General features: G+C 55.4%; 21 protein-coding genes. 11 read left to right on the top strand and 10 right to left on the bottom strand.

Features of this window, described 5'->3' with window-relative positions; all coding sequences use genetic code 11:
- Positions 1 to 98 precede the first annotated feature (98 nt).
- On the top strand, positions 99 to 956 hold the full coding sequence (locus HMPREF2796_RS02070) for an EamA family transporter (RefSeq protein ID WP_070630574.1): 858 nt from the start codon (positions 99 to 101) through the stop codon (positions 954 to 956).
- A 108-nt stretch (positions 957 to 1,064) separates the two neighbouring features.
- Positions 1,065 to 1,733, top strand: a complete 669-nt coding sequence (locus HMPREF2796_RS02075; protein WP_070630576.1) for a DNA alkylation repair protein — start codon at positions 1,065 to 1,067, stop codon at positions 1,731 to 1,733.
- 91 nt (positions 1,734 to 1,824) lie between these two features.
- Here HMPREF2796_RS02075 and HMPREF2796_RS02080 read toward each other — a convergent pair whose 3' ends face one another.
- A complete protein-coding gene (locus tag HMPREF2796_RS02080; protein ID WP_023887402.1) occupies positions 1,825 to 2,232 on the bottom strand; it encodes a hypothetical protein in 408 nt (135 codons plus the stop codon).
- A 261-nt stretch (positions 2,233 to 2,493) separates the two neighbouring features.
- On the opposite strand from HMPREF2796_RS02080, the gene HMPREF2796_RS02085 reads away from it, so the two are divergent.
- The gene (locus tag HMPREF2796_RS02085) at positions 2,494 to 2,919 is read left to right on the top strand and encodes an OsmC family protein (protein ID WP_246826828.1); all 426 of its coding nucleotides are present in this window, start codon (positions 2,494 to 2,496) and stop codon (positions 2,917 to 2,919) included.
- Between the two features lie 91 nt (positions 2,920 to 3,010).
- On the opposite strand, the gene HMPREF2796_RS02090 is transcribed toward HMPREF2796_RS02085, so the two are convergent.
- Positions 3,011 to 4,234 carry a beta-ketoacyl-ACP synthase gene (locus HMPREF2796_RS02090; RefSeq protein ID WP_070630580.1) on the bottom strand — a complete coding sequence of 408 codons (1,224 nt, stop codon included), beginning with the start codon at positions 4,232 to 4,234 and terminating at the stop codon, positions 3,011 to 3,013.
- Positions 4,234 to 4,962: a 3-oxoacyl-ACP reductase FabG gene (gene fabG, locus HMPREF2796_RS02095; RefSeq protein WP_070630582.1), complete on the bottom strand. Its 729-nt coding sequence runs from the start codon at positions 4,960 to 4,962 to the stop codon at positions 4,234 to 4,236. The genes HMPREF2796_RS02090 and fabG overlap by 1 nt, the downstream gene beginning before the upstream one ends.
- Before the next feature lie 398 nt (positions 4,963 to 5,360).
- On the opposite strand from fabG, the gene HMPREF2796_RS02100 reads away from it, so the two are divergent.
- Positions 5,361 to 5,921, top strand: a complete 561-nt coding sequence (locus tag HMPREF2796_RS02100) for a PH domain-containing protein (protein ID WP_070630584.1) — start codon at positions 5,361 to 5,363, stop codon at positions 5,919 to 5,921.
- Between the two features lie 81 nt (positions 5,922 to 6,002).
- Here the strand turns inward: HMPREF2796_RS02100 and HMPREF2796_RS02105 are convergent, their stop codons facing one another.
- The 6 genes from HMPREF2796_RS02105 to orn all read right to left on the bottom strand — a co-directional run bounded on the left by HMPREF2796_RS02105 (position 6,003) and on the right by orn (position 11,358).
- Positions 6,003 to 6,551 carry an OmpA family protein gene (locus HMPREF2796_RS02105; RefSeq protein ID WP_070630585.1) on the bottom strand — a complete coding sequence of 183 codons (549 nt, stop codon included), beginning with the start codon at positions 6,549 to 6,551 and terminating at the stop codon, positions 6,003 to 6,005.
- A 184-nt stretch (positions 6,552 to 6,735) separates the two neighbouring features.
- Positions 6,736 to 7,329, bottom strand: a complete 594-nt coding sequence (locus HMPREF2796_RS02110) for a phosphoribosylglycinamide synthetase (protein ID WP_070630587.1) — start codon at positions 7,327 to 7,329, stop codon at positions 6,736 to 6,738.
- A gap of 275 nt (positions 7,330 to 7,604) precedes the next feature.
- Positions 7,605 to 8,168 (bottom strand): 1,6-anhydro-N-acetylmuramyl-L-alanine amidase AmpD, encoded by a 564-nt coding sequence (ampD, locus tag HMPREF2796_RS02115; protein WP_070630589.1) that lies wholly within the window; start codon positions 8,166 to 8,168, stop codon positions 7,605 to 7,607.
- A 273-nt stretch (positions 8,169 to 8,441) separates the two neighbouring features.
- Positions 8,442 to 10,091: a glucose-6-phosphate isomerase gene (gene pgi, locus HMPREF2796_RS02120; protein WP_070630591.1), complete on the bottom strand. Its 1,650-nt coding sequence runs from the start codon at positions 10,089 to 10,091 to the stop codon at positions 8,442 to 8,444.
- 8 nt (positions 10,092 to 10,099) lie between these two features.
- Positions 10,100 to 10,495 (bottom strand): energy transducer TonB, encoded by a 396-nt coding sequence (locus HMPREF2796_RS02125; RefSeq protein WP_070630593.1) that lies wholly within the window; start codon positions 10,493 to 10,495, stop codon positions 10,100 to 10,102.
- Between the two features lie 275 nt (positions 10,496 to 10,770).
- The gene (gene orn / locus HMPREF2796_RS02130; RefSeq protein WP_070630674.1) at positions 10,771 to 11,358 is read right to left on the bottom strand and encodes an oligoribonuclease; all 588 of its coding nucleotides are present in this window, start codon (positions 11,356 to 11,358) and stop codon (positions 10,771 to 10,773) included.
- Positions 11,359 to 11,485: 127 nt separating this feature from the next.
- On the opposite strand from orn, the gene HMPREF2796_RS02135 reads away from it, so the two are divergent.
- The 7 genes from HMPREF2796_RS02135 (at position 11,486) to tehB (ending at position 17,261) form a co-directional block, all read left to right on the top strand.
- A complete protein-coding gene (locus HMPREF2796_RS02135) occupies positions 11,486 to 12,124 on the top strand; it encodes an MBL fold metallo-hydrolase (RefSeq protein WP_070630595.1) in 639 nt (212 codons plus the stop codon).
- Between the two features lie 324 nt (positions 12,125 to 12,448).
- The gene (locus HMPREF2796_RS02140) at positions 12,449 to 12,886 is read left to right on the top strand and encodes an MliC family protein (RefSeq protein ID WP_064104094.1); all 438 of its coding nucleotides are present in this window, start codon (positions 12,449 to 12,451) and stop codon (positions 12,884 to 12,886) included.
- 353 nt (positions 12,887 to 13,239) lie between these two features.
- Positions 13,240 to 13,920, top strand: a complete 681-nt coding sequence (tsaA, locus tag HMPREF2796_RS02145; protein WP_070630597.1) for a tRNA (N6-threonylcarbamoyladenosine(37)-N6)-methyltransferase TrmO — start codon at positions 13,240 to 13,242, stop codon at positions 13,918 to 13,920.
- Between the two features lie 546 nt (positions 13,921 to 14,466).
- Positions 14,467 to 14,958 carry a pilin gene (locus tag HMPREF2796_RS02150; protein ID WP_070630599.1) on the top strand — a complete coding sequence of 164 codons (492 nt, stop codon included), beginning with the start codon at positions 14,467 to 14,469 and terminating at the stop codon, positions 14,956 to 14,958.
- Between the two features lie 77 nt (positions 14,959 to 15,035).
- Entirely contained in the window at positions 15,036 to 15,842 is an 807-nt protein-coding gene (locus HMPREF2796_RS02155; protein WP_070630602.1) for a hypothetical protein, read from the top strand.
- Positions 15,835 to 16,314, top strand: coding sequence for a pilin (locus tag HMPREF2796_RS11645; protein ID WP_070630603.1), 480 nt, complete (start codon positions 15,835 to 15,837; stop codon positions 16,312 to 16,314). The genes HMPREF2796_RS02155 and HMPREF2796_RS11645 overlap by 8 nt, the downstream gene beginning before the upstream one ends.
- 83 nt (positions 16,315 to 16,397) lie before the next feature.
- Positions 16,398 to 17,261 (top strand): tellurite resistance methyltransferase TehB, encoded by an 864-nt coding sequence (tehB, locus tag HMPREF2796_RS02165; protein WP_070630606.1) that lies wholly within the window; start codon positions 16,398 to 16,400, stop codon positions 17,259 to 17,261.
- Positions 17,262 to 17,342: 81 nt separating this feature from the next.
- Here tehB and HMPREF2796_RS02170 read toward each other — a convergent pair whose 3' ends face one another.
- Entirely contained in the window at positions 17,343 to 19,214 is a 1,872-nt protein-coding gene (locus tag HMPREF2796_RS02170; RefSeq protein ID WP_070630608.1) for an ABC transporter ATP-binding protein, read from the bottom strand.
- Positions 19,215 to 19,782: the final 568 nt, after the last annotated feature.

The raw sequence follows: 19,782 nt of genomic DNA on the forward strand, positions 1-19,782 counted from the left end.
TACCTGAAAGCGCAGCTTCAACGGAGTTAAAAACGAAGTTTCCGAAAAAAGCTGAGTTTCTGCGAAGCTAAAACGCCACACACAAAAGAAGACCCGCCATGCCCAACCGCACCGCCGCCATCCTGATCACCGCGCTTGCCCCACTGATTTGGGGTAGCACCTATCTCGTGACCACCGAATTTCTGCCGCCAAATCGGCCGTTTACCGCCGCGCTCATCCGTGTTTTACCCGCCGGACTGTTGCTGCTGGCGTGGACGCGCAGGCTGCCTCGGCGCGGCGAATGGGGCATTGTCGCCCTGCTCGGTTTTCTGAACATCGGCTTTTTCCAGGCCATGTTGTTTGTGGCGGCGTACCGCCTGCCGGGCGGACTGGCGGCGGTATTGAGTTCCACGCAGACGCTGATGGTGCTGGTGTTTACTTGGTTAATCGGCAAAACCATGCCGCCGAAAGCGGCTTGGGGCTGGGCGGCGGCGGGCGTGGCGGGGATTGCGCTGTTGGTTTTGTCGCCGCAGGCGCGCTATGACACGCTGGGCATTTTGGCGGCATTGGCGGGTGCGGCGGCGATGGCTTTGGGTGTGTACCTCTCCAAACACAAAAAAACCTCGCTGCCTGTTTTGGCATTTACCGGCTGGCAGTTGTTTATCGGCGGACTGTGCCTGCTGCCCGTCGCCCTGCTGGCCGAACCGCCATTGGAAGCGTTAAGCACGGCCAACCTCGGCGGCTACCTGTATCTGTGCCTGTTCGGCGCGGTGCTGGCCTATGTGCTGTGGTTCGACGGCATCGCCAAACTGCCGCCCGCCGCCGTGTCGTCGCTGGGATTGCTCAGCCCCGTCTGCGCCTTTGTGCTGGGCTGGCTGTTCCTCGGCCAGGGCATGGACGCGAAATCGCTGGCGGGCTTCGCGCTGGTGCTGGCTTCGATTTTCGGGGTGCAGCGATCAATGGTAAAGGCTACCTGAAAGCGCAGCTTCAACGAAGTTTCTGCGAAGCAAAAAGCAGCCTGCACCCCAATTCAAAATCCCTTCAGACGGCCTGAACCCGCCCGTTCCCAAGATAAGGAAAACTCTATGGACTACCCCGCCCTGCTCGCCGCCCTGCAACAACACGCCAACCCCGAACGCGCCGTGCCGATGCAGGCATACATGAAACACCGCTTTGCCTATTTCGGCATTGGCAAACCCGAACTTGCCCGCCTGTGCCGCCCGTTTTTCAAAGACGCCGCCAAACAGTCGGTCGATTGGGATTTTGTGCGCCGCTGCTGGGACGACACGCACCGCGAATTGCAATACGCCGCGCTCGAATATCTGAAAAAAATGCAGCAGCACCTGACCCCGCAAGACATCCCGCGTTTGCAAACGCTGATTACCGAAAAATCATGGTGGGACAGCTCCGACGTACTCGACCGCATTGTCGGCGACATCGCCCTGCTCCACCCCGAAGTCAACATCGTCCTATTGGCATGGAGCACGGACGACAACATCTGGCTGCGCCGCGTCGCCATCGACCACCAACTGCTCCGTAAACAGCACACCGACACCGCGCTACTGGAAAAAATCATCTGCAACAATCTGGGGCAAAAAGAATTTTTCATCAACAAAGCCATCGGCTGGGCATTGCGCGATTACAGCAAAACCAACCCCGAATGGGTACAAGGCTTTATCGACCGCCACCGACACGAAATGGCCAAACTGAGCTTACGCGAAGCGGGGAAATACCTGCCGCCGAAGGCTACCTGAACACGCAAAAAGCAGCCTGCACTTGTTTTATGAATGTGCAGGCTGCTTTTTGTGTTTCAACTTTATTTAAAGCGCGCGCTTTCAGACGACCTTATCGGGGCGGCCGTCCCATAACATGATTGTTACAATTCACGCGCCATGAATTGCTGAGCGCCCAGTGATAATCGATGATGATGCCTTCCGAATTGGTGAAAAAGGTGCGGTCGCTGTGCTGGCCGTAGCAGACGTTGCTGTAATAATTGGTGATGACGGGGCCGTTTTGGCTGCTGCCTTGGTATTCTTGGCCACCGGGGTAATAGTAGGTGAAACGCCAGAAATAGGAATAGCGGTTTTCGCCCACTTTGACGCGTTCAGTGTCGGGCGCGCGGCCGTAGCGTTCGTAAACGATATCGATGGGTTTGCCGACATATCGTTTCATACTGGAATCGAGGCTGGAGCAGGCGGCAGACAGGCAAACGAGGCCGGCCAGAAGCGCGGTGCGGACAAAGGAAATAGACATGGTGTTCTTTCTTCGGGTAAAACAAAGTGCGGGATAATAAAGAAAGAAAACAAATCGGGCAAGGCGGCCGTCTGAAAAAGCAGCCTGCACATTCAATCAATGCACGGCAAATCCGAATATTCGACTGCGCCGCCCGTTCGGTATACTCCGTGCAGGCTGCCATCAACACACAGTTTCAACGCAGCAAAACCACCAAGCCACAAGGAGACCCACATGAGCAAATAACACACCTACCGCGCCACCGTCGAATGGACGGGCAACTTGGGCAGCGGCACATCGTCCTACACCGCCTATTCGCGCGATTACACCGTCCGAATCGACGGCAAACCCGACCTTTTCGGTTCGTCCGACCCTGCCTTTCGCGGCGACGAACACCGCCACAACCCCGAAGACATGCTGCTGGCCGCCGTTTCTGCCTGCCACAAACTCTGGTATCTGCACCTGTGCAGTGCCGCCGGCATCACCGTTACCGCCTACACCGACCACGCCGAAGCCGTGATGGACGAAGGCAGCCGCACGCAGCCGGGCAGATTCGTCAAAGCCACGCTGCGCCCGCAAGTCACCATCACCCAAGCGCAGCACATCGAACAAGCCAAAGCCCTGCACCACGAAGCGCACCACCTGTGCTTTATTGCCAATTCTTTGAATTTCGAAGTGGAATGTGAGTGTGAGATTGTGGTGGAGTGAGGGCTGATAAAACGCAGCTTATATCTGAATATTTAGGCTACCTGAAAATATTTCGAACCGTTTTCAGGTAGCCTCTTAGTTGAAATGCGCCTTACCAACGCTTAAAGATCAGCGAGGTATTTACGCCGCCAAAGGCGAAGTTGTTGTTCATCACGTATTCGGTGTCGATGTGTCGGCCGGAGCCGGTGAGGTAGTCTGCTTCGCCGCAGCGGGGGTCGATGTCGTTCAGGTTCAGCGTGGGGGCGAACCAGCCGCTGCGCATCATTTCGATGGCAAACCAGGATTCGAGTGAGCCGCAAGCGCCGAGGGTGTGGCCGAGGTAGCTTTTTTGCGAGCTGATCGGAATGTGGCCGAACACGGCGGCGGTGGCTTGGGTTTCGGCGATGTCGCCCTGTTCGGTGGCGGTGCCGTGGCCGCTGACGTAGCCGACGGCGGAAGGCGGCAGGGCGGCGTCTTCGAGGGCGAGTTCGATGCAGCGTTGCATGGTGCGCATCTCGGGGCGGGTGATGTGGCTGCCGTCGCAGTTGGCGCCGTAGCCGACGATTTCGGCGATGATGTGCGCGCCGCGTGCCTGTGCGTGTTCCAATTCCTCCAGCACCATCATGCAGCCGCCTTCGCCGAGCACGAGGCCGTCGCGCGCTGCGTCGTAGGGGCGGGGAGTAAGTTCGGGTTCGCCGTTGCGGCGGCTGGCGGCGTAGAGGCTGTCGAACACGAAGGCTTCGGATGGACAGAGCTGGTCTGCACCGCCGGCCAGCATCATGGGGATTTTGCCGTATTTGATGGCTTCGTAGGCATAGCCTATGCCTTGGCTGCCGGAGGTGCAGGCGCTGGAGGTGGGAATCAGGCGGCCGGTGAGGCCGAAGAAGATGGCCACGTTGGCGGCGATGGTGTGCGGCATCATGCGCACATAGGTGTTGGCGTTGAAATTGTTGGGCTGGCGGGCGAGCAGCAGGCCGATGTCGAGCACGTCGGCGGTGCTGCCGCTGGAAGAGCCGGCAGCCACGCCTATGCTGCCGTTACGGATGACGGGGTCGCCGAGCAAGCCTGCCTGTTTCAGTGCTTGTTCGGCGGCATCGGTGCAGTATTGCGCCAGCGGGCCCATGCTGCGCAACTGTTTGCGCGTCCAATGTGCGGGCGGCGCGTAGGTGGGAAGCGGCGCGCCGAGGCGGGTTTCCATTTCGGGGAAGGCATCCCACGCTTCCATACGGCGCACGGCGTTTTTGCCTGCGCGGAAAGCGGCTTCGATTTCGTGCCACTCGCGGCCGAAGGCGCACACCGCGCCCACGCCGGTAATCACCACCCGTTTTGTTTTCATCAACACAATCCTCCGTTTACCGCAATGACCTGCCGCGTGATGTAGGCGGCGTGTTCGCTCATTAAAAAGCGCACGGCATGCGCCACTTCTTCAGGCAGCCCCATGCGTTGCGCCGGAATGGCTTTCAAAATTTCTTCCACCGGCACGTTTTCATCCAAAATTTCCGTATCGATCAGGCCGGGGGCGACGCAGTTGACCGTAATCTTGCGTTTGGCCAGCTCCACCGCCAAAGCTTTGGCCGCGCCAATCAGCCCCGCCTTCGACGCGCTGTAGTTCACCTGCCCGCGGTTGCCGACCAGGCCGGACACGGAGGCCATGCACACAATCCGCCCCGGCGCGCGGCGGCGGATCATCGGCATGATGAGCGGGTGCAGCACGTTGTAGAAGCCGTCCAGATTGGTGCGCAATACGCGGTCCCAATCCTCGTCTTCCAGCGCGGGGAAGGCATTGTCGCGCGTCAGCCCCGCATTCAGCACCACGCCGTAATACGCGCCGTGCGCTTCAATATCCGCTTCCAACACGCGGCGGCATTCGGCGCGGTCGGCCACGTCAAACTGCAACACCCGCGCCTGCCGCCCTAATGAACGGACTTGTTCCGCCACCGCTTCGGCATCCGCCATGCGGCTGCGGCCGTGTACCACAATGTCGAAGCCGTCTTGTGCCAAGGCCAAAACGGCCGCACGGCCGATGCCGCGGGTGGAGCCGGTGATGAGGATGGTTTGGGTCATGATGGGGTTCCTTTGATATGGGTTGGCGGCGGCCTATGCTGAGGTGAAGGCTACCTGAAAACAAAGCGCGGCAAGTTTCCACCAAGCTGAAGTTTGGGCTGTATTTGGATGGGATGCGCAGCACGCGGATTGTACCTGCGAACCGGATTTGTCGGAATGGCTAGGCGGCTGTTTTGGCATTTCGTTGCCGTTTCATATTTGGCTGGCATTGAAATTCTGTTTTCAGGTAGCCTGTGGCGGCTTGAGGCCGTCTGAAAGAGTGGATGTTAATAAGATTAAATGAGGCCGGCCTCTGTATGCGGGTGGAAGTTTTGGTGAGGCCATGTGAGATAGTATGAAATTGAAGATATGGATTGAGTGCTACAATACCCATGCTTTATTACCCGTCAGGAGGGAATATGCTTCAACGCTTCACCGACCCAAACGAAAACATCTTATGGCAGGGCAAGCCGCACCGTTTTTTATACATATTGGGCAATCCGCTGATTTATCCGTTCGCCCTGTGCTGGGGCTTGTTCGACTTGTTTTTTATCGGCAAGTTTAATGCCGCATCGCACGGTTTGTTCCCGTATGCGAATTTTTTTATACTTTTTCATCTGGCTCCGGTGTGGTACTCCATCTTTTCGCCGGTTTACCGCTTTTTCAACTGGTACCGCATCGATTACGCGCTCACCGATAAACGCTTGTATTTTACCTCCGGGCTGATCGGGCTGGATATTGCCAGTGCCGAGCTGCCTGAAGTGCAGAATTTGCGGGTGTATGTAGGCGTGTTGGAAGCCATGTTCAAACGGGGTACGATCCGTTTCGGCGGCAGAAATGCCCTGCGTTATGTGGAAAATCCCTACGAAGTGTACAAGCTGATTCAGCAAACCGCTGTGGACATCACCACAGACCGCCAGTTCCCCAACCAATTGCGCCCTGAAGAAAACCCCGGTTACCACACCCGATATAAGCCTTAATATACGCAGGCTGCAAAAAGGCCGTCTGAAACAGATTAGTTGTTTTCAGACGGCCTTTTATTGCTTAAAACAGGGAGAGACTTAATTCCCTAATTGCGTGGTTTTATTCACAATAATCTCCACACGACGGTTTTGGGCACGGCCTTCCGGGTTGTCGCTGCCGTCTGGGTGGGTGTTGGGCGCAATGGGGCGTGTGGCGCCGAGGCCTTCAAGCTGATAATTCTGTTGCAAGCCTTTTGCTTCAAACCAGTTTTTTACTGCCTGGGCACGAGCTAAAGACAAGCGTTGGTTGTAAGCATCGGAGCCTTTGCTGTCGGTATGACCGGTAATCAGAATCACCCCTTGGCCTTTTTGACGAATGATGTCGGCAGCTTTTTGCAGATCGGCATCGGCTTCGGGTTTGAGTTCGGCTTTGTCGAAATCAAACAGCACATCTGATGACAAATTGATTTCAATATTAAACCCTGTTTCGGTAGCGCTCAAACCGCTGCCTTGTGCTGACAGGTTGCTGCCTTGGGAAGAAAGGCTGTTGCCCTGTGCGGAAAGGGTAGACGATGCTGATGCAACAGCGGATGCCTGCTCGACAGCAGGTGCCGAGGCATTAGATGTATCAGATGCGGTTTGGGGCATAACAGTTGTGCTGGCGGCAGAAGCCTGCGCTTGTGGCTCAGCAGGTTTGGGGTCTTGTCCGCAAGCACACAGGGTGGCAAGTGCTGTAATACAAGCAAGTAAACGCAAATTTTTCATAAAGTCACCTCTAACAGGGGCAGCGTACAGGCTGCACAAAGCAGCCTGCACACCGCCAAATGGAAAATTAGCGAGCCACCGGCACCGAATCAAATGAGCCGGCACCCGGGAAATCGATGGTGATGGTGGGCGATGTTTCGGGCGGGGCGGGGAATTTGAGCGCGATGATTTTGGGTGAATTGCCCGTGAGTCCTATTGTATTGCTCACGCCGGCAGCAGGATCGGTCATGTATTTGCCGCTTTCATCTTGCAGCAGGCTGATGCGTTTGCTGGTGGCTTCATCAATATAGGCAAAATCGGTGATTTTGCCGGAGTGCTCATTAGTAAATTTATAGCTGCCATTTTCATTTTTAGGCGGGATATACATAAATTCCACGTTCAGAATCTGGCCGACCACTTTAACTTTGGTCAAAGCCAGCGTGCCTTGGCCAAACGGTTTGGATTGGATGGCCTGTGCAGCAGGATCCTGCTGTTGCTGCGGGGCAGCCGGTTCGCGAATCAGGCTGGGGTTAGATGCTGGTGTGGGAGCAGGCGGGGCGGGATTAGGGTTGGGGGCTTGCTCCTGCGATTGAGGGGGCGGAGTGGGCTCAGGTTCTTTCTGGCAGGCAGTCAGCAGGGCCAAAGCAGATAAAACGACAAGGGCACTTTGAGAAACACGCATTTTGAATACCTCTCTTAAGGTTGGATACTGCAGTGAAAATATGATAGGACTGCGTTTCGTGTATACCAAAAATCCCAATAAAACTCAAGCAGACTATTGCTGGTATGCACGCGCCAACTCACAGATGAATAATGGTTTGTGCAGCATTAAAAATTCATTTTAAATTTAGTGAAACCCATGCTTTCTGGTAGCCCGCATGCTGTTGCTGGCCACACAGTTTGCTACACATAGTACAGAATTCAGGTCTTATTAAACGCAAACATGCTGGGCAGCGGCTAATCCGTTATCCCTTCCGACAGCACCACGCCTGCGGCGGCCAGGCGCGGCCAGTCGAAGAAGTGGCCGGGGTCGCTTTTGCGGCCGGGGGCGATGTGTTGGTGGCCGGTTACGGCTTCGATGGGGTAGTGCGCCGCCATGCTGTGCAGCAGCGGAATCAGGGCTTGGTATTGCGCCTCGGTGAAAGGTTCGAAATCGCAGCCTTCCAGCTCGATGCCGAGCGAAAAGGCGTTGCAGCCGCTGCGGCCGCGATATTGCGACATGCCGGCGTGGTGTGCCGCGTCGTTGCCCGACACAAACTGCACCACCTGCCCGCTGCGTTCAATCAAGAAATGGCTGGACACGCGCAAATCCACCAGCTGCGGGAAGAAGGGGTGTGCCTGCGGATTGATGCGGTTGGTAAACAAATCGCGGATGGCGCTGCCGCCGTATTCGAAGGGCGGCAGGGAGATATTGTGCAGCACCACCAGCGAAACGGTTTCGCCGGCGGGGCGGGGCGAGAAGTTGGGCGAAGGGCAATGTACCGCGCCCTGCCACCAGCCGTTGTGCCAAGTTGTGGTCATGATGGGTTCCGAAGGGGAGTGAGAAGGGGATTATAGCGGGTTGGCGGGGCAGGCTACCTGAAAAATGTGTTGGTATTGGCAGGTGGCGGATTGACTGAATGTCCGATATGGCGTTGGCTCGCCTTGCTGTATGTGTGAATGGCATTCGGTTTGCCAGCCTGCATTTTGATTGGACGCAAACACAACAGAGGGTAGTATTCGCCCGCAGCAAAGAAAAAGGCTACCTGAAAATGCCCGCTTGGCTTTCAGGTAGCCTTCTCTTTTACCTTTTTGTTATGGCTGTTTGTTGCCCATCTGCTGCCGATAGCGTTGAATCAAGGCGGCGGTAGAGGCGTCGTGCCCGGCGGGGGAGGCGCCTTGCAGTTCGGGCAGGATGGTTTGGGCGAGTTCTTTGCCGTATTCCACGCCCCATTGGTCGAAGGAGTTGATGCCCCACACGGCGCCCTGCATGAAGACTTTGTGCTCATACATGGCGAGAATCAGGCCGAGGGTGTAGGGCGTGATGCGTTCGACGAGGATGGTGTTGCTGGGGCGGTTGCCAGGGAAGCTGCGTTGGCGGGCGAGGGCGGTTTGTTCGCTTTCAGGTAGCCCCTTGCCAGCCGTTTCGGCGCGGGCTTCGGCTTCACTTTTACCGCGCATGAGGGCTTCGGATTGGGCGAAGGCGTTGGCCACGAGCCGGAGGTGGCGGCCGTCGTCTGCCCCTTCGCCGCTGAGGGGGACGATGAAATCGACGGGAATCACCTGCGTGCCTTGGTGGATAAGCTGGAAGAAGGCGTGCTGGCAGTTGACGCCGGCTTCGCCCCAGATGGCGGCGCCGGTGGCAAAATCCACGGGCTTGCCGTGGCGGTTGTGGCCTTTGCCGTTGCTTTCCATATCGAGCTGCTGGAGGTGGGCGGGCAGGCGGCGCAGGCCGTGGCTGTAGGGGATGACGATATGGCTGGTGCTGCCGCAGAAGTTTTGCTGCCAGATGCCGATGAGGGCGAGCAGGGCGGGGATGTTGCGCCGCCACGGGGCGTGTAGAAAGTGCTCGTCCATATCGCGGCCGCCGCGCAGGAAATCGCAGAAATGTTCGCGACCGATGGCACACATCACGGGCAGGCCGATGGCCGACCACACGGAATAGCGCCCGCCCACCCAGTCGAACATGCCGAACACGTTTTGCGGGGCGATGCCGAATTCGGCTGCGGCGGCCACATTGGCCGATACGGCGGCGAAGTGCTGCGCGATATCGGCTTCGCTGCGGCCGGATTGCAGAAACCAGCGGCGCGCGGCTTGGGCGTTGAGCAGGGTTTCGGGGGTGCGGAAGGATTTGCTGGCCACGATAAACAGCGTGGTTTCCGGCTGTACGCGGCGCAGGATGCCATCTAAATCGGCGCTGTCGAGATTGGCGGCGAAGTGCACGTTCAGGTTTTGCCGATAGGGCGCAAGGGCTTGCGCCACCATGCGCGGGCCCAAATCCGAACCGCCGATGCCGATGTTCACCACGTCGTGGATAGGCAATCCGGTGCAGCCCGTGTGCGTGCCGTTTTGCAGGCGTTCGGCGAAATCGAGGGCGCGGTTTAGTTCGGCGTGTACCTGCGGCACGATATTGATATCGTCCACATACACGGGCGCGGCGTTTTCAGGTAGCCTCAGGGCGGTGTGCAGCACGGTGCGGTGTTCGCTCAGATTGATTTTTCCACCGGCATACATTTGGCGGCGCAGTTCGGCCGCGCCGGATTCGTCGGCCAGGCGGCAGAGCAAATCGAGGGTGTCTTCGCCGATGAGGTTTTTGCTGTAGTCGAGCAGCAGGCCGTTGAGTTCGGCGTGCATGCGCTCGAAACGGTTTGGCTCGGCGGCGAAGCGTTCGCGCAGGTGCAAATGCGCGGTGGCGCGGCGGTGTTCGGCCAGGGCTTGCCAGGCGGGGAGGGAAGTGGGGAGCATGGTGGGGTTTAGCGTGTGGGAAGGGGTGGGCGGGGCGGTTGGGCGGTTTCTGAAGGGTCGGGGTTTTTTCCCGACACTCGGAATCTAAATGTTTGGGTGAAGCTGGACTCCACCGGCCGTCCGTTTTGTTTTGCCGGAGTGAAACGATATTGGCTGACGGCACGCACGGCGGAGCGGGCGAATAAGGGGTGGGTGGCGGAGAGCACCTGTGCTTCGCTCACGCTGCCCCGGGTGTCGATACGCATCCGCACGATGGCACGGCCGCTGATGCCTTCTTCTTCCAGCGGCGGCGGGTAAACCGGCTGCACGGAGTGGACGAGCATGGCCGGCTCAAATGAAGGCTTGGCGGCGCAGGCGGCCAGCAGCAGGGCGGCGAGGGCGGACAGGAGGATTTTGCGGATCATGGTCTTCTTAAATAGGGATGGATGGGCTACCTGAAAGTGTAAGCTTCAACGCAGTTAAAACGATGTCTTGGTATAGCCAAGGCTGGGTTTCTGCGAAGCTATAGTGAATTAAATTTAAATCAGTACAGCGTTGGCTCGCCTTGCCGTACTATGTGTACTGTCTGAGGCTCGCCGCCTTGTCCTGATTTAAATTTAATCCACTATAAAGCGCAGGCTTCAACGGAATCCAAACGGGCGGGCTGTTGCGGCTTCGCAGAAGCTTCGCCGCGTCCGTTTCAGCTAGCCTCTTGGTTTGTTCCGTTTGCCTCGGGCAGGCGCAGGAAGGTTTGGCGGTAGTGGCGCAATTCTTCGATGCTCTCCAAGATGTCGTCCAGCGCGCGGTGCGAGCCTTTTTTGCTGAAGCTTTTGTAAGCGGCGGGATGCCAGCGGCGGGCGAGCTCTTTGAGGGTGGATACGTCGAGGTTGCGGTAGTGGAACCAGGCTTCCAACTTAGGCATGTAGCGCTGCATGAAACGGCGGTCTTGGTGCACGGTGTTGCCGCACAAGGGGCTGGTGCCCTGCGGAATCCATTGGGCAATAAAATCGAGCAGGCGTTGTTCCACTTCGGCTTCGGAAAGGGTGGAATCTTTCACGCGCTGGGTGAGGCCGGTGCGCTCGTGGGTGCTGGTGTTCCAGGCATCCATGCCGTTGAGCAGTTCGTCGCTTTGATGAATGGCGTAGGATTCGGATTGGGCGAGGATGTTTAAATCGGCATCGGTAATCACCACGGCGGCTTCGATAATGCGGTCGTGCTCGGGGTTGAGGCCGGTCATTTCCATATCGAGCCAGCAGAGGTTGAGGGGGTTGGGCTTGGGCGTGTGCATGAACTTGCTCTCAAAGGGGATAAATGGTGCATTGTAGCGGATACGCCAAACCTTAAAAAGGTTTACCTTTGGCGCGCGCGGCGGCACAATGCGGGCTACCTGAAAATTCTTATAAAGAAAGCCACCCATGCCGCTCAACCTTACCGTGTTCGCCGTTACCCCTTTTCGCCAAAACTGTTCGCTCTTGTGGGACGAAGACAGCAAAGAAGCCGTGTGGATAGATGTGGGCGGCGACGTGCCGCAGCTGTTGGAAGAAGCCGCCAAGCTCGGCTTGCAGCCCAAAGCCATCTGGCTTACCCACGGCCACCTCGACCATGCCGGCGGCGTGGCCGAGATGATTCAGCATACCCCGTTGCCGGTAATCGGCCCGCACCGCGACGACCAATGGCTGCTCGACAACCTGCCCGAAATCACCGCCAACTTTGGTTTTCCCGTGTCTGCGCCGGTGAGCCCGAGCCGCTGGCTGGAAGAGGGGGACGAGTTGAACGTGGGCGCATACCGCTTCCAAGTGCTGCACATCCCCGGCCACACGCCCGGCCATGTGATGTTTTACTGCGCCGAACAAAACCTGCTGATCGCAGGCGACGTGTTGTTTTACGAATCCATCGGCCGCACCGATTTCGAACGCAGCAGCCATGCCGACCTCTTGCGCAATATCCGCGAGAAACTGCTGGTGTTACCCGAAGACACCATAGTGCTGCCCGGCCACGGCCGCACCACCACCATCGGTCATGAAAAACGGCACAACCCGTTTTTACAAGATTAAAACCAGCAGGCGGCAGGCGATACATACAGCCCGTCTTAAAAAGGGCTACCTGAAAGCGTAAGCTTCAACGGAGTTAAAACGATGTCTTGGCACAGCCAAGGCTGAGTTTCTGCGAAGCTAAAACGTGAAAACCAAAGCTTAATGTTTGCCAAACCTAAAGGCTACCTGAAAGCAGCCAAACGCTTTCAGGTAGCCTTTTCACCGGAATAATTTAGATATTGCCGTAAATCTTGGTTAATCCCCCTTTTTATGCCGCACGCTTTGGGCTAAGATGCTCTTGCCGCCGGCTATGGCGGTATTTTCTCATTTTATAGGAAATACACAATGAAAGTACGTACTTGGGCTGTACCGGCCTCTTTGGCTTTGTTGTTGACCGCCTGCGTGGTGAACACCCCACAAGACGACGGTCACCGTCATCAACATCACCAACGCCATGAAAGCAGCATGCAAGATCCGGGCAACGAGCCGGCTCCGCGCCACGAGCACCGTGGCGAGCGCCGTGCAAGCGTTGAGCGCTTCAGCTGCGAAAACGGCCTGTCTGTAACCGTGCGCCAGCAAGGTACCGACCGCGTGAGCCTGCAGCTTGATGACAAGAGCGCTGTGCTCAACCGCGCCACTTCCGGTTCCGGCGAGCGCTACACCTCTAACCGCGGCCTGTTCGGCAGCGGCGCCGAGTGGCATCGCAAGGGCAATGAAGCTGCGTTCAGCTTCAAAGACCCCTATGGCAACAGCGTAGAGACCGCTTGCCAACGCCAGCAGTAAGCTGATTTCAATTCAACGCCGCATTAGTGAAATCAGGCCGGCAGCCCGGGAATTCCGAGGCTGCCGGTTTTTATTGGATATAGAAAACAGAGTGGGCGGCACGGCGGAGTGGTGATGCCGACACCTTGCTGCCTTGCCAAGATTTCACAGAAACTCCGCCTCCTACGGAAACTTCGTTTGAACTACGTTAAACTGACGCTTTAGCTTCGCAGAAACTTACCCTTGGCTACGCCAAGACATCGTTTTAACTTCGTTGAAGCTTACGTTTTAGCTTCGCAGAAGCTCCGCCTTGGCTATGCCAAGACATCGCTTTCAGGTAGCCTTTTATCTTTTCCTCTTAATCGCCCCAAACCATGCCAGCCACCCACATCCTGCAAACCATTGCCTACGTCCGTTCCCCTTATAAACAGAAATTCGGCGTGCCGCGCCAGCCCGGCTTGGTGCCTTCCGCCCAAGTATGCATCGAATTCCTGCCAGAGTTTTCTGCCGATTGTGTGCGCGGGCTGGAAAGCTTCAGCCATATCTGGGTGCAGTTTGTGTTTCACGGCGTGGCCGGGGCAGGTTGGCAGCCCTTGGTGCGGCCGCCGCGTTTGGGCGGCAACCGGAAAATGGGTGTATTTGCCACGCGCAGCCCGTTCCGCCCCAACCCGCTGGGGCTCTCCCTGCTCAAGCTGGAGCGTATTGAAACCGAGGGTAGAGTGCGGCTGTGGTGTGGCGGCGCGGATTTGCTCGATGGCACGCCGGTGTTAGATATCAAACCTTATTTGCCTTTTGTGGAAGCGCAGCCCGATGCCGCCCCGGGCTTCGCCGCCGTTCCGCCCGTACCGCTCGAAGTAGCTTGGGCAGACGAGATAAGCGCAGCATCCCTGCCGCCGCCCATTCGCCTGTTGATTGAACAAAGCATCGCCCAAGATCCGCGCCCGGCTTATCAGGATGCGCCACAGCGGGTATATAAGATGGCAGTGGGAGATTGGGAAGTGGCGTTTCGGATTGAAAATGGAACAGCTTTAATTGAAGCGGTGATGGTATCGTAAGGCTAAAGGCTACCTGAAAGTTGCGGTACGGCTTGCGTGTGGTTAAGTGAATCCTTTCTTAAAAGGCAATTTGCCACGAAGCTAATTCTTCCCACCAAACGGCGGCATAATTAATGCCGCCTTGCTTTATTTGTACCGTAGGGCGGAGTTGTCGAACCGCTGAGAGTGGTAGGAATGCCAAAAATCGCCGCCCAACCTAAAATTGGCAGTCGATGAAGCTCATAAAACGGCAATCTGTGCAAAATAGCAGGCCAAAAACTGACGATAAATGTCAGTTTTTCAGATTGGATGGCGGCGCAAAATAGCTGAGCAGACCAGATTCTTTAGGTTAAAAATTAATAAAAATAATATATAAAACATAAAATTATAAAATAATTGGAATGGTTTTTTTATTTTTTGGCACAGCCGTTGCTTTATGTTTCTCGTGGCGATGGCAAACAAGCCTAGCCGAAAATGAAGTTTTTTAGTTGTCTCCTTCTTTTGGTTGAAGTTCCCGGGTCGGAAGATTCGGTTTATTTAAGTTCCATTTTTAACAAGGAAAATGTCATGTTGAAACAAGTACAAAAAGGTTTTACCCTGATCGAGTTGATGATCGTTATTGCCATTATCGGTATTTTGGCTGCTTTGGCTCTGCCGGCTTACCAAGACTACACCATCCGCGCTAAAATGGGCGAAGTAGTGTTGGCTGGTTCTACCTGCCGCACCACCATCCAAGAAGCTGCTGACACTGGTCTGCGTGCTGATCCTGCAGCTAACAAATGGGGCTGCGGTGAAACTGGTGGTTCTGGTACTGTAGCTAGCAGCCAGTACGTTAAACAAATCACTACCACCGAAAACGGTGTAATTAACGTAACTGCTCAAAATATCAATAGCAAAGTTGATGGTAAGGTTGTTACTCTGACTCCTTACAGCGATGATGCTACTACTAAGGCAATGGTAGCGGCTAACTTTAAAGCTCCTACTAACGTTCCGGTTAAAGGCTGGCGTTGCAGCTTCAGCGGCGAAAGCAAATACACTCCTTCTTCTTGCCGTGGCTAATTAACGCATAGTAGACAAAGGGCAGCTTAGGCTGCCCTTTTCTTAGGCCTGTATTTGTACTGCAGCAGAGCGCATTTATGAGTGAACCCATAGTCCTGATGCCACGTTGGCGGTTTGCCTTACGTTTAGCTTCTTTTCATTTGCTTGGCAGCGCGGTATTAGCCGGTTTGGCTGCTTGGTTGGTGATAAAGTTTTTGTATCCGTATCCTTATTCAGAAATGCTGGGTGGCCTGCATCTGCTACTACTGATAGTAGGAGTTGATGTTGTGTGCGGCCCGCTGCTGACCTTGATTTTGGCCAGTCCAAAAAAATCTAGGAGAGATACTTGCTTGGATTTTGCTTTGATCACTGTTATTCAGCTTGGAGCATTATCTTACGGTATTCATGCCGTATATTTAGCTAGACCGGTGTATTATGCGTTTGACCATGATCGATTTGCCGTGGTTACTGCAGCCCAACTTAGCGATGAAGATTTGGCGAAAGCGCCGGAGAATATGCGTTCTCTGCCTTTGTACGGCGTAGAGCAAATCAGTTTGGCTACCATTCCAAAGGAAGAAATGCAGGATAGTGTATTATTGTCACTAGGCGGTATCGAGCCGGTAGCACGGCCGAATTTATGGTTGCCGTTGGATGCGACTAAAGAAGCTGCCGATGTGCGTGCAGCAATGAAGCCAGTGGGGCACTTAATTCAATATAGACCAGCTCAGCAGGCTATTATCAAGCAAAAAGTTACAGAGATTAATCTACCTGAGGCGGATATGTATTATCTGCCATTCACCAGCGATAAAAATAAGGAATGGATCGCCCTCTTGAATAAACAAGGGGAGATTGTGGACTATCTGCCAATAGACGGCTTTACTGATTCAGGAAAAAATAATGAATAATGCAAAAATAAATGGCTTTACTTTGATTGAGCTGATGATTGTGATTGCCATCATCGGCATTCTCACGGCCTTGGCCATCCCTTTTTATAATAACTACACCGGCCGGGCGAAGGTTTCCGAAGCCGTACAAGCTGCATCGCGCTGTAAAAATGCTATTTCCGAAGTGGCAGATACTGGCGTAACAAGCAATGCGTTGAATCAAGGATTTGGGTGTGAAGGCAGCGGTGGGGTAAGCCAGTATGTGGCTGCTATTGAAACGGATAATAAGGGGGTCATTACCGTTACTTTGCAGAATATTCACGAAGTCGCTGGCGGTAAAATTCTGCTTACTCCGCTCAGACCGGATGGTACTGCTATGCAGACGGCAGATTTCCTCGTGGGTACGCATCAGCCGGTACACGGCTGGAAGTGTTCACCCGGAGCATCGCTAAATGGTAAATTAAACTTTTTGCCAGCTTCTTGCCGAGGATAGTTTTTACAGTTGTGTTTGAAGAGAAGCGTTGGAACGGATATATTGTGTGTCCGTTCCAATTTTTATTTTCTAGAAAGGGCACGATGATGAACGAACTCATCTGCTACAAAACCATGCCGGTATGGGATAAAGCCACTATTCCGGCAGCAGTTTTGTCGCAGCACAACACACAGGTTGGTACCTACGGCAAGCTGCGCGTATTACGCGGGCGGCTGAAGTTTTATGAATTGCAGGAAGACAGCACAGTGCTGGCGGAGCATATTTTGCAGCCGGATTCCGGTGTGTGGACGATTTATCCGCAGGCTTGGCACAAGGTGGAGCCCTTGGATGATGATTTTGCCGTGCAGCTGGAATTTCATTGCGAAAAAGCAGATTATTTCCACAAAAAATACGGCATGACTACCACCCATTCCGCCATCCGCGAGGCGGTGCAAACCGTGGCGCCGTGTAAGACCTTGGATTTAGGCTGTGGGCAGGGGCGCAATGCGCTGTTTTTGAGCTTGGCCGGATATGATGTGCACGCTGTGGACCACAGCCCGGCGGCAGTGGCTTCGGTGCTGGATATGGCTGCACGCGAACAGTTGCCGCTGCGGGCGGATGCTTACGATATTAACGCTGCTGCTTTGAATGAAGATTACGATTTTATCTTTGCCACGGTGGTGTTTATGTTCCTCCAGGCAGGCCGTGTGCCGGAGATTATTGCCGATATGCAGGCGCATACCCGGCCTGGCGGCTATAACTTGATTGTGTCGGCAATGGATACAGCAGACTACCCCTGTCATATGCCGTTTTCGTTCACATTCAAAGAAGACGAGCTGCGGCAGTATTATGCCGACTGGGAATTGTTGAAATACGAAGAAGCCGTGGGCTCGATGCACGCTACCGATGCGCAAGGGCGGCCGATTCAATTGAAATTTGTGACGATGTTGGCGAAGAAGCCCGGCTGAATAATTTTGTATTGTATGAAAAAGGCTACCTGAAAACTTTCAGGTAGCCTTCTTTTATGTTCGCGCGGCAACTAGCCGGACTTACTCTTTCGCAAGCATCTGCCCAATCTCCGGCTCTTTCACATTGAGAAAACCGCCGCTTTGATGTGCCCACAGGCTGGCGTAGAGGCCGCCTTTGGCTAAGAGCTCGGCGTGGTTGCCTTCTTCCACGATGCGGCCTTTATCGAGCACGATGAGGCGATCCATGGCGGCGATGGTGGAGAGCCGGTGGGCGATGGCAATAACGGTTTTGCCTTCCATCATGGTATCGAGGCTTTCTTGGATGGCGGCTTCCACTTCGGAATCGAGCGCGCTGGTGGCTTCATCTAAAAGCAGAATCGGTGCGTCTTTGAGCATCACTCGTGCGATAGCGATGCGCTGGCGCTGGCCGCCGGAAAGCTTCACGCCGCGCTCGCCCACGTGGGCATCGTAGCCTTTGCGGCCTTTGGCATCGGAAAGCTGGGGGATGAATTCGGCGGCTTCGGCACGTCGGGCGGCTTGCAGCATGTCTTCCTCGGTGGCGTCGGGGCGGCCGTAGACGATATTGTCGCGCACCGAGCGGTGCAGCAGGCTGGTGTCTTGCGTTACCAAACCGATTTGGGCGCGCAGGCTTTCTTGGGTAACGCTATCGATATTTTGCCCGTCGATGCAGATTTGACCGCTCTGCGGCTCATAGAAACGCAACAGCAGATTCACAATGGTGGATTTGCCCGCGCCGCTGCGGCCGATGAGGCCGACTTTTTCGCCGGGGCGAATATGCAGGCTGAAACCGTTGAGCAGGGGCTTGCCGGGCTCGTAGGAGAAGTCGATGTGGTTGAAGCAGATTTCGCCTTTGTTCACCAACAGCGGCTTGGCATCGGGCTTGTCTAGGATGGTTTGCGGCTTGGAAAGCGTGCCCATGCCGTCGGCCACGGTGCCGATATTCTCAAACAGTCGGGCGGATTCCCACATGATGTATTGCGAGAGCCCGTTCACGCGCAGTGCCATGGCAGTGGCGGTGGCCACTGCGCCCACGCCCACCTGGCCGTTGTGCCACAGCCAAATGCCGAGCACGGCGGTGGAAAGGGTGAGCGCGGTGTTTACTGCGGCGCTGGCACTGTAGAGCAGCGTGGCCAGCCGCATTTGGGCGTGCACGGTTACCATAAATTCCTCCATCGAACGGCGGGCATAATCGGCTTCGCGCGCACCGTGGGAGAAGAGTTTCACCGTGGCGATGTTGGCGTAGGCATCGGTAACGCGGCCGGTCATCAGCGAGCGGGCATCGGCCTGGCGGGCGGCGGTTTGGCCGAGCCGGGGAATCAGAAAACGCATCACCAGGCTGAAGCCGATGAGCCAGCCCACGAAAGGCAGCAGCAGCCAGCTATCCAGCGCCACCAAAATCACGCCGGAAGTGATGAAATACACCAGCACATACATCACCATATCGGCGATGGTCATCACCGTATCGCGCACGGCCAGCGCAGTTTGCATCACTTTGGCCGACACGCGGCCGGCAAATTCGTCTTGATAAAAGCTGAGCGATTGGCCGAGCATCAGGCGGTGGAAATTCCAGCGCAGGCGCATGGGGAACACGCCCTGCAATACCTGCAGGCGGATGGAGGAAGTGAAAAACGTCCAAATCACCAGCACCACCATTAGCACACCCATGCCAACGAGCGCCAAGCCTTTTTCGGCAAACAGCGTCTCAGGCGTATAGCGGCCGAGCCAATCGACGATTTTGCCGATAAATTGAAACAGCAAGGCTTCGCCAATGCCGATGCCGCCGGAGAGCAGCGCCAGCAGCACAAGCCAGCCGCGCACGCCTTCGAGATTGCTCCAAATGAAGCCAAATAGCCCGTTGCGCGGGGTTTTCGGCTCGCTGGAGGGGTAGGGATCGACGCGGTTTTCAAACCAGGAGAATAAGCGGTTGAACATGGTGTGGTGCTTTATATTTAAAATATGAATTTAGGTTTTAGCTTTGGCCGGGGCTGATGTTTTAACTTTGTTGAAGCTCACGCTTTCAGGTAGCCTGTATGGAGGCTACCTGAAAAATATGGTTGCCCACTTGGTATTCAAGAGCGGCCAAAAAGACGGCTATCATAACAGAAACAGAGGGCTGGGCACAGAACGGGGTTAGGAAGGCAATAGATAGAGAGCGGCGAATTGGCAGCCTCATGTGCAGCATTTTGGACGCAGCTGGCTCGCACATCCAATTATTCAGGCTACCTGAAAGCATGGTTTAGCCAAAGAACACCCCGATTGTTTTCAGGTAGCCTCAATCTAGAGACAAGCAATCATGTGTACATCTTGCAAAACTGGTTGTACCGCAGGGCTTCCGTTTTGCGAACCCCAGCAGGTGATGTTGGATGAATTCTTGCGTTCGCAGTGCAGGCTGTTGGGTGAGGTAAGAATGGCGTATTGAGGTAAAAGACTACCTGAACTTTTAGCTACATAGAAACTTCGCTGCGCTACGTTTTAACTCCGTTGAAGCTTACGCTTTCAG

This window comes from Eikenella sp. HMSC071B05 (assembly GCF_001811325.1).
GTDB lineage: Bacteria > Pseudomonadota > Gammaproteobacteria > Burkholderiales > Neisseriaceae > Eikenella > Eikenella corrodens.

Coding starts and splice junctions, on each gene's coding strand:
- tsaA (WP_070630597.1), top strand. CDS start 13,240: ATGCCAGCCACCCACATCCTGCAAACCATTGCCTACGTCCGTTCCCCT.
- fabG (WP_070630582.1), bottom strand. CDS start 4,962: ATGACCCAAACCATCCTCATCACCGGCTCCACCCGCGGCATCGGCCGT.
- HMPREF2796_RS02170 (WP_070630608.1), bottom strand. CDS start 19,214: ATGTTCAACCGCTTATTCTCCTGGTTTGAAAACCGCGTCGATCCCTAC.
- HMPREF2796_RS02125 (WP_070630593.1), bottom strand. CDS start 10,495: ATGATCCGCAAAATCCTCCTGTCCGCCCTCGCCGCCCTGCTGCTGGCC.
- HMPREF2796_RS11645 (WP_070630603.1), top strand. CDS start 15,835: ATGAATAATGCAAAAATAAATGGCTTTACTTTGATTGAGCTGATGATT.
- orn (WP_070630674.1), bottom strand. CDS start 11,358: ATGCACACGCCCAAGCCCAACCCCCTCAACCTCTGCTGGCTCGATATG.
- tehB (WP_070630606.1), top strand. CDS start 16,398: ATGATGAACGAACTCATCTGCTACAAAACCATGCCGGTATGGGATAAA.
- HMPREF2796_RS02075 (WP_070630576.1), top strand. CDS start 1,065: ATGGACTACCCCGCCCTGCTCGCCGCCCTGCAACAACACGCCAACCCC.
- ampD (WP_070630589.1), bottom strand. CDS start 8,168: ATGACCACAACTTGGCACAACGGCTGGTGGCAGGGCGCGGTACATTGC.
- pgi (WP_070630591.1), bottom strand. CDS start 10,091: ATGCTCCCCACTTCCCTCCCCGCCTGGCAAGCCCTGGCCGAACACCGC.
- HMPREF2796_RS02070 (WP_070630574.1), top strand. CDS start 99: ATGCCCAACCGCACCGCCGCCATCCTGATCACCGCGCTTGCCCCACTG.
- HMPREF2796_RS02150 (WP_070630599.1), top strand. CDS start 14,467: ATGTTGAAACAAGTACAAAAAGGTTTTACCCTGATCGAGTTGATGATC.
- HMPREF2796_RS02110 (WP_070630587.1), bottom strand. CDS start 7,329: ATGCGTGTTTCTCAAAGTGCCCTTGTCGTTTTATCTGCTTTGGCCCTG.
- HMPREF2796_RS02135 (WP_070630595.1), top strand. CDS start 11,486: ATGCCGCTCAACCTTACCGTGTTCGCCGTTACCCCTTTTCGCCAAAAC.
- HMPREF2796_RS02105 (WP_070630585.1), bottom strand. CDS start 6,551: ATGCCCCAAACCGCATCTGATACATCTAATGCCTCGGCACCTGCTGTC.
- HMPREF2796_RS02090 (WP_070630580.1), bottom strand. CDS start 4,234: ATGAAAACAAAACGGGTGGTGATTACCGGCGTGGGCGCGGTGTGCGCC.
- HMPREF2796_RS02155 (WP_070630602.1), top strand. CDS start 15,036: ATGAGTGAACCCATAGTCCTGATGCCACGTTGGCGGTTTGCCTTACGT.
- HMPREF2796_RS02100 (WP_070630584.1), top strand. CDS start 5,361: ATGCTTCAACGCTTCACCGACCCAAACGAAAACATCTTATGGCAGGGC.
- HMPREF2796_RS02080 (WP_023887402.1), bottom strand. CDS start 2,232: ATGTCTATTTCCTTTGTCCGCACCGCGCTTCTGGCCGGCCTCGTTTGC.
- HMPREF2796_RS02140 (WP_064104094.1), top strand. CDS start 12,449: ATGAAAGTACGTACTTGGGCTGTACCGGCCTCTTTGGCTTTGTTGTTG.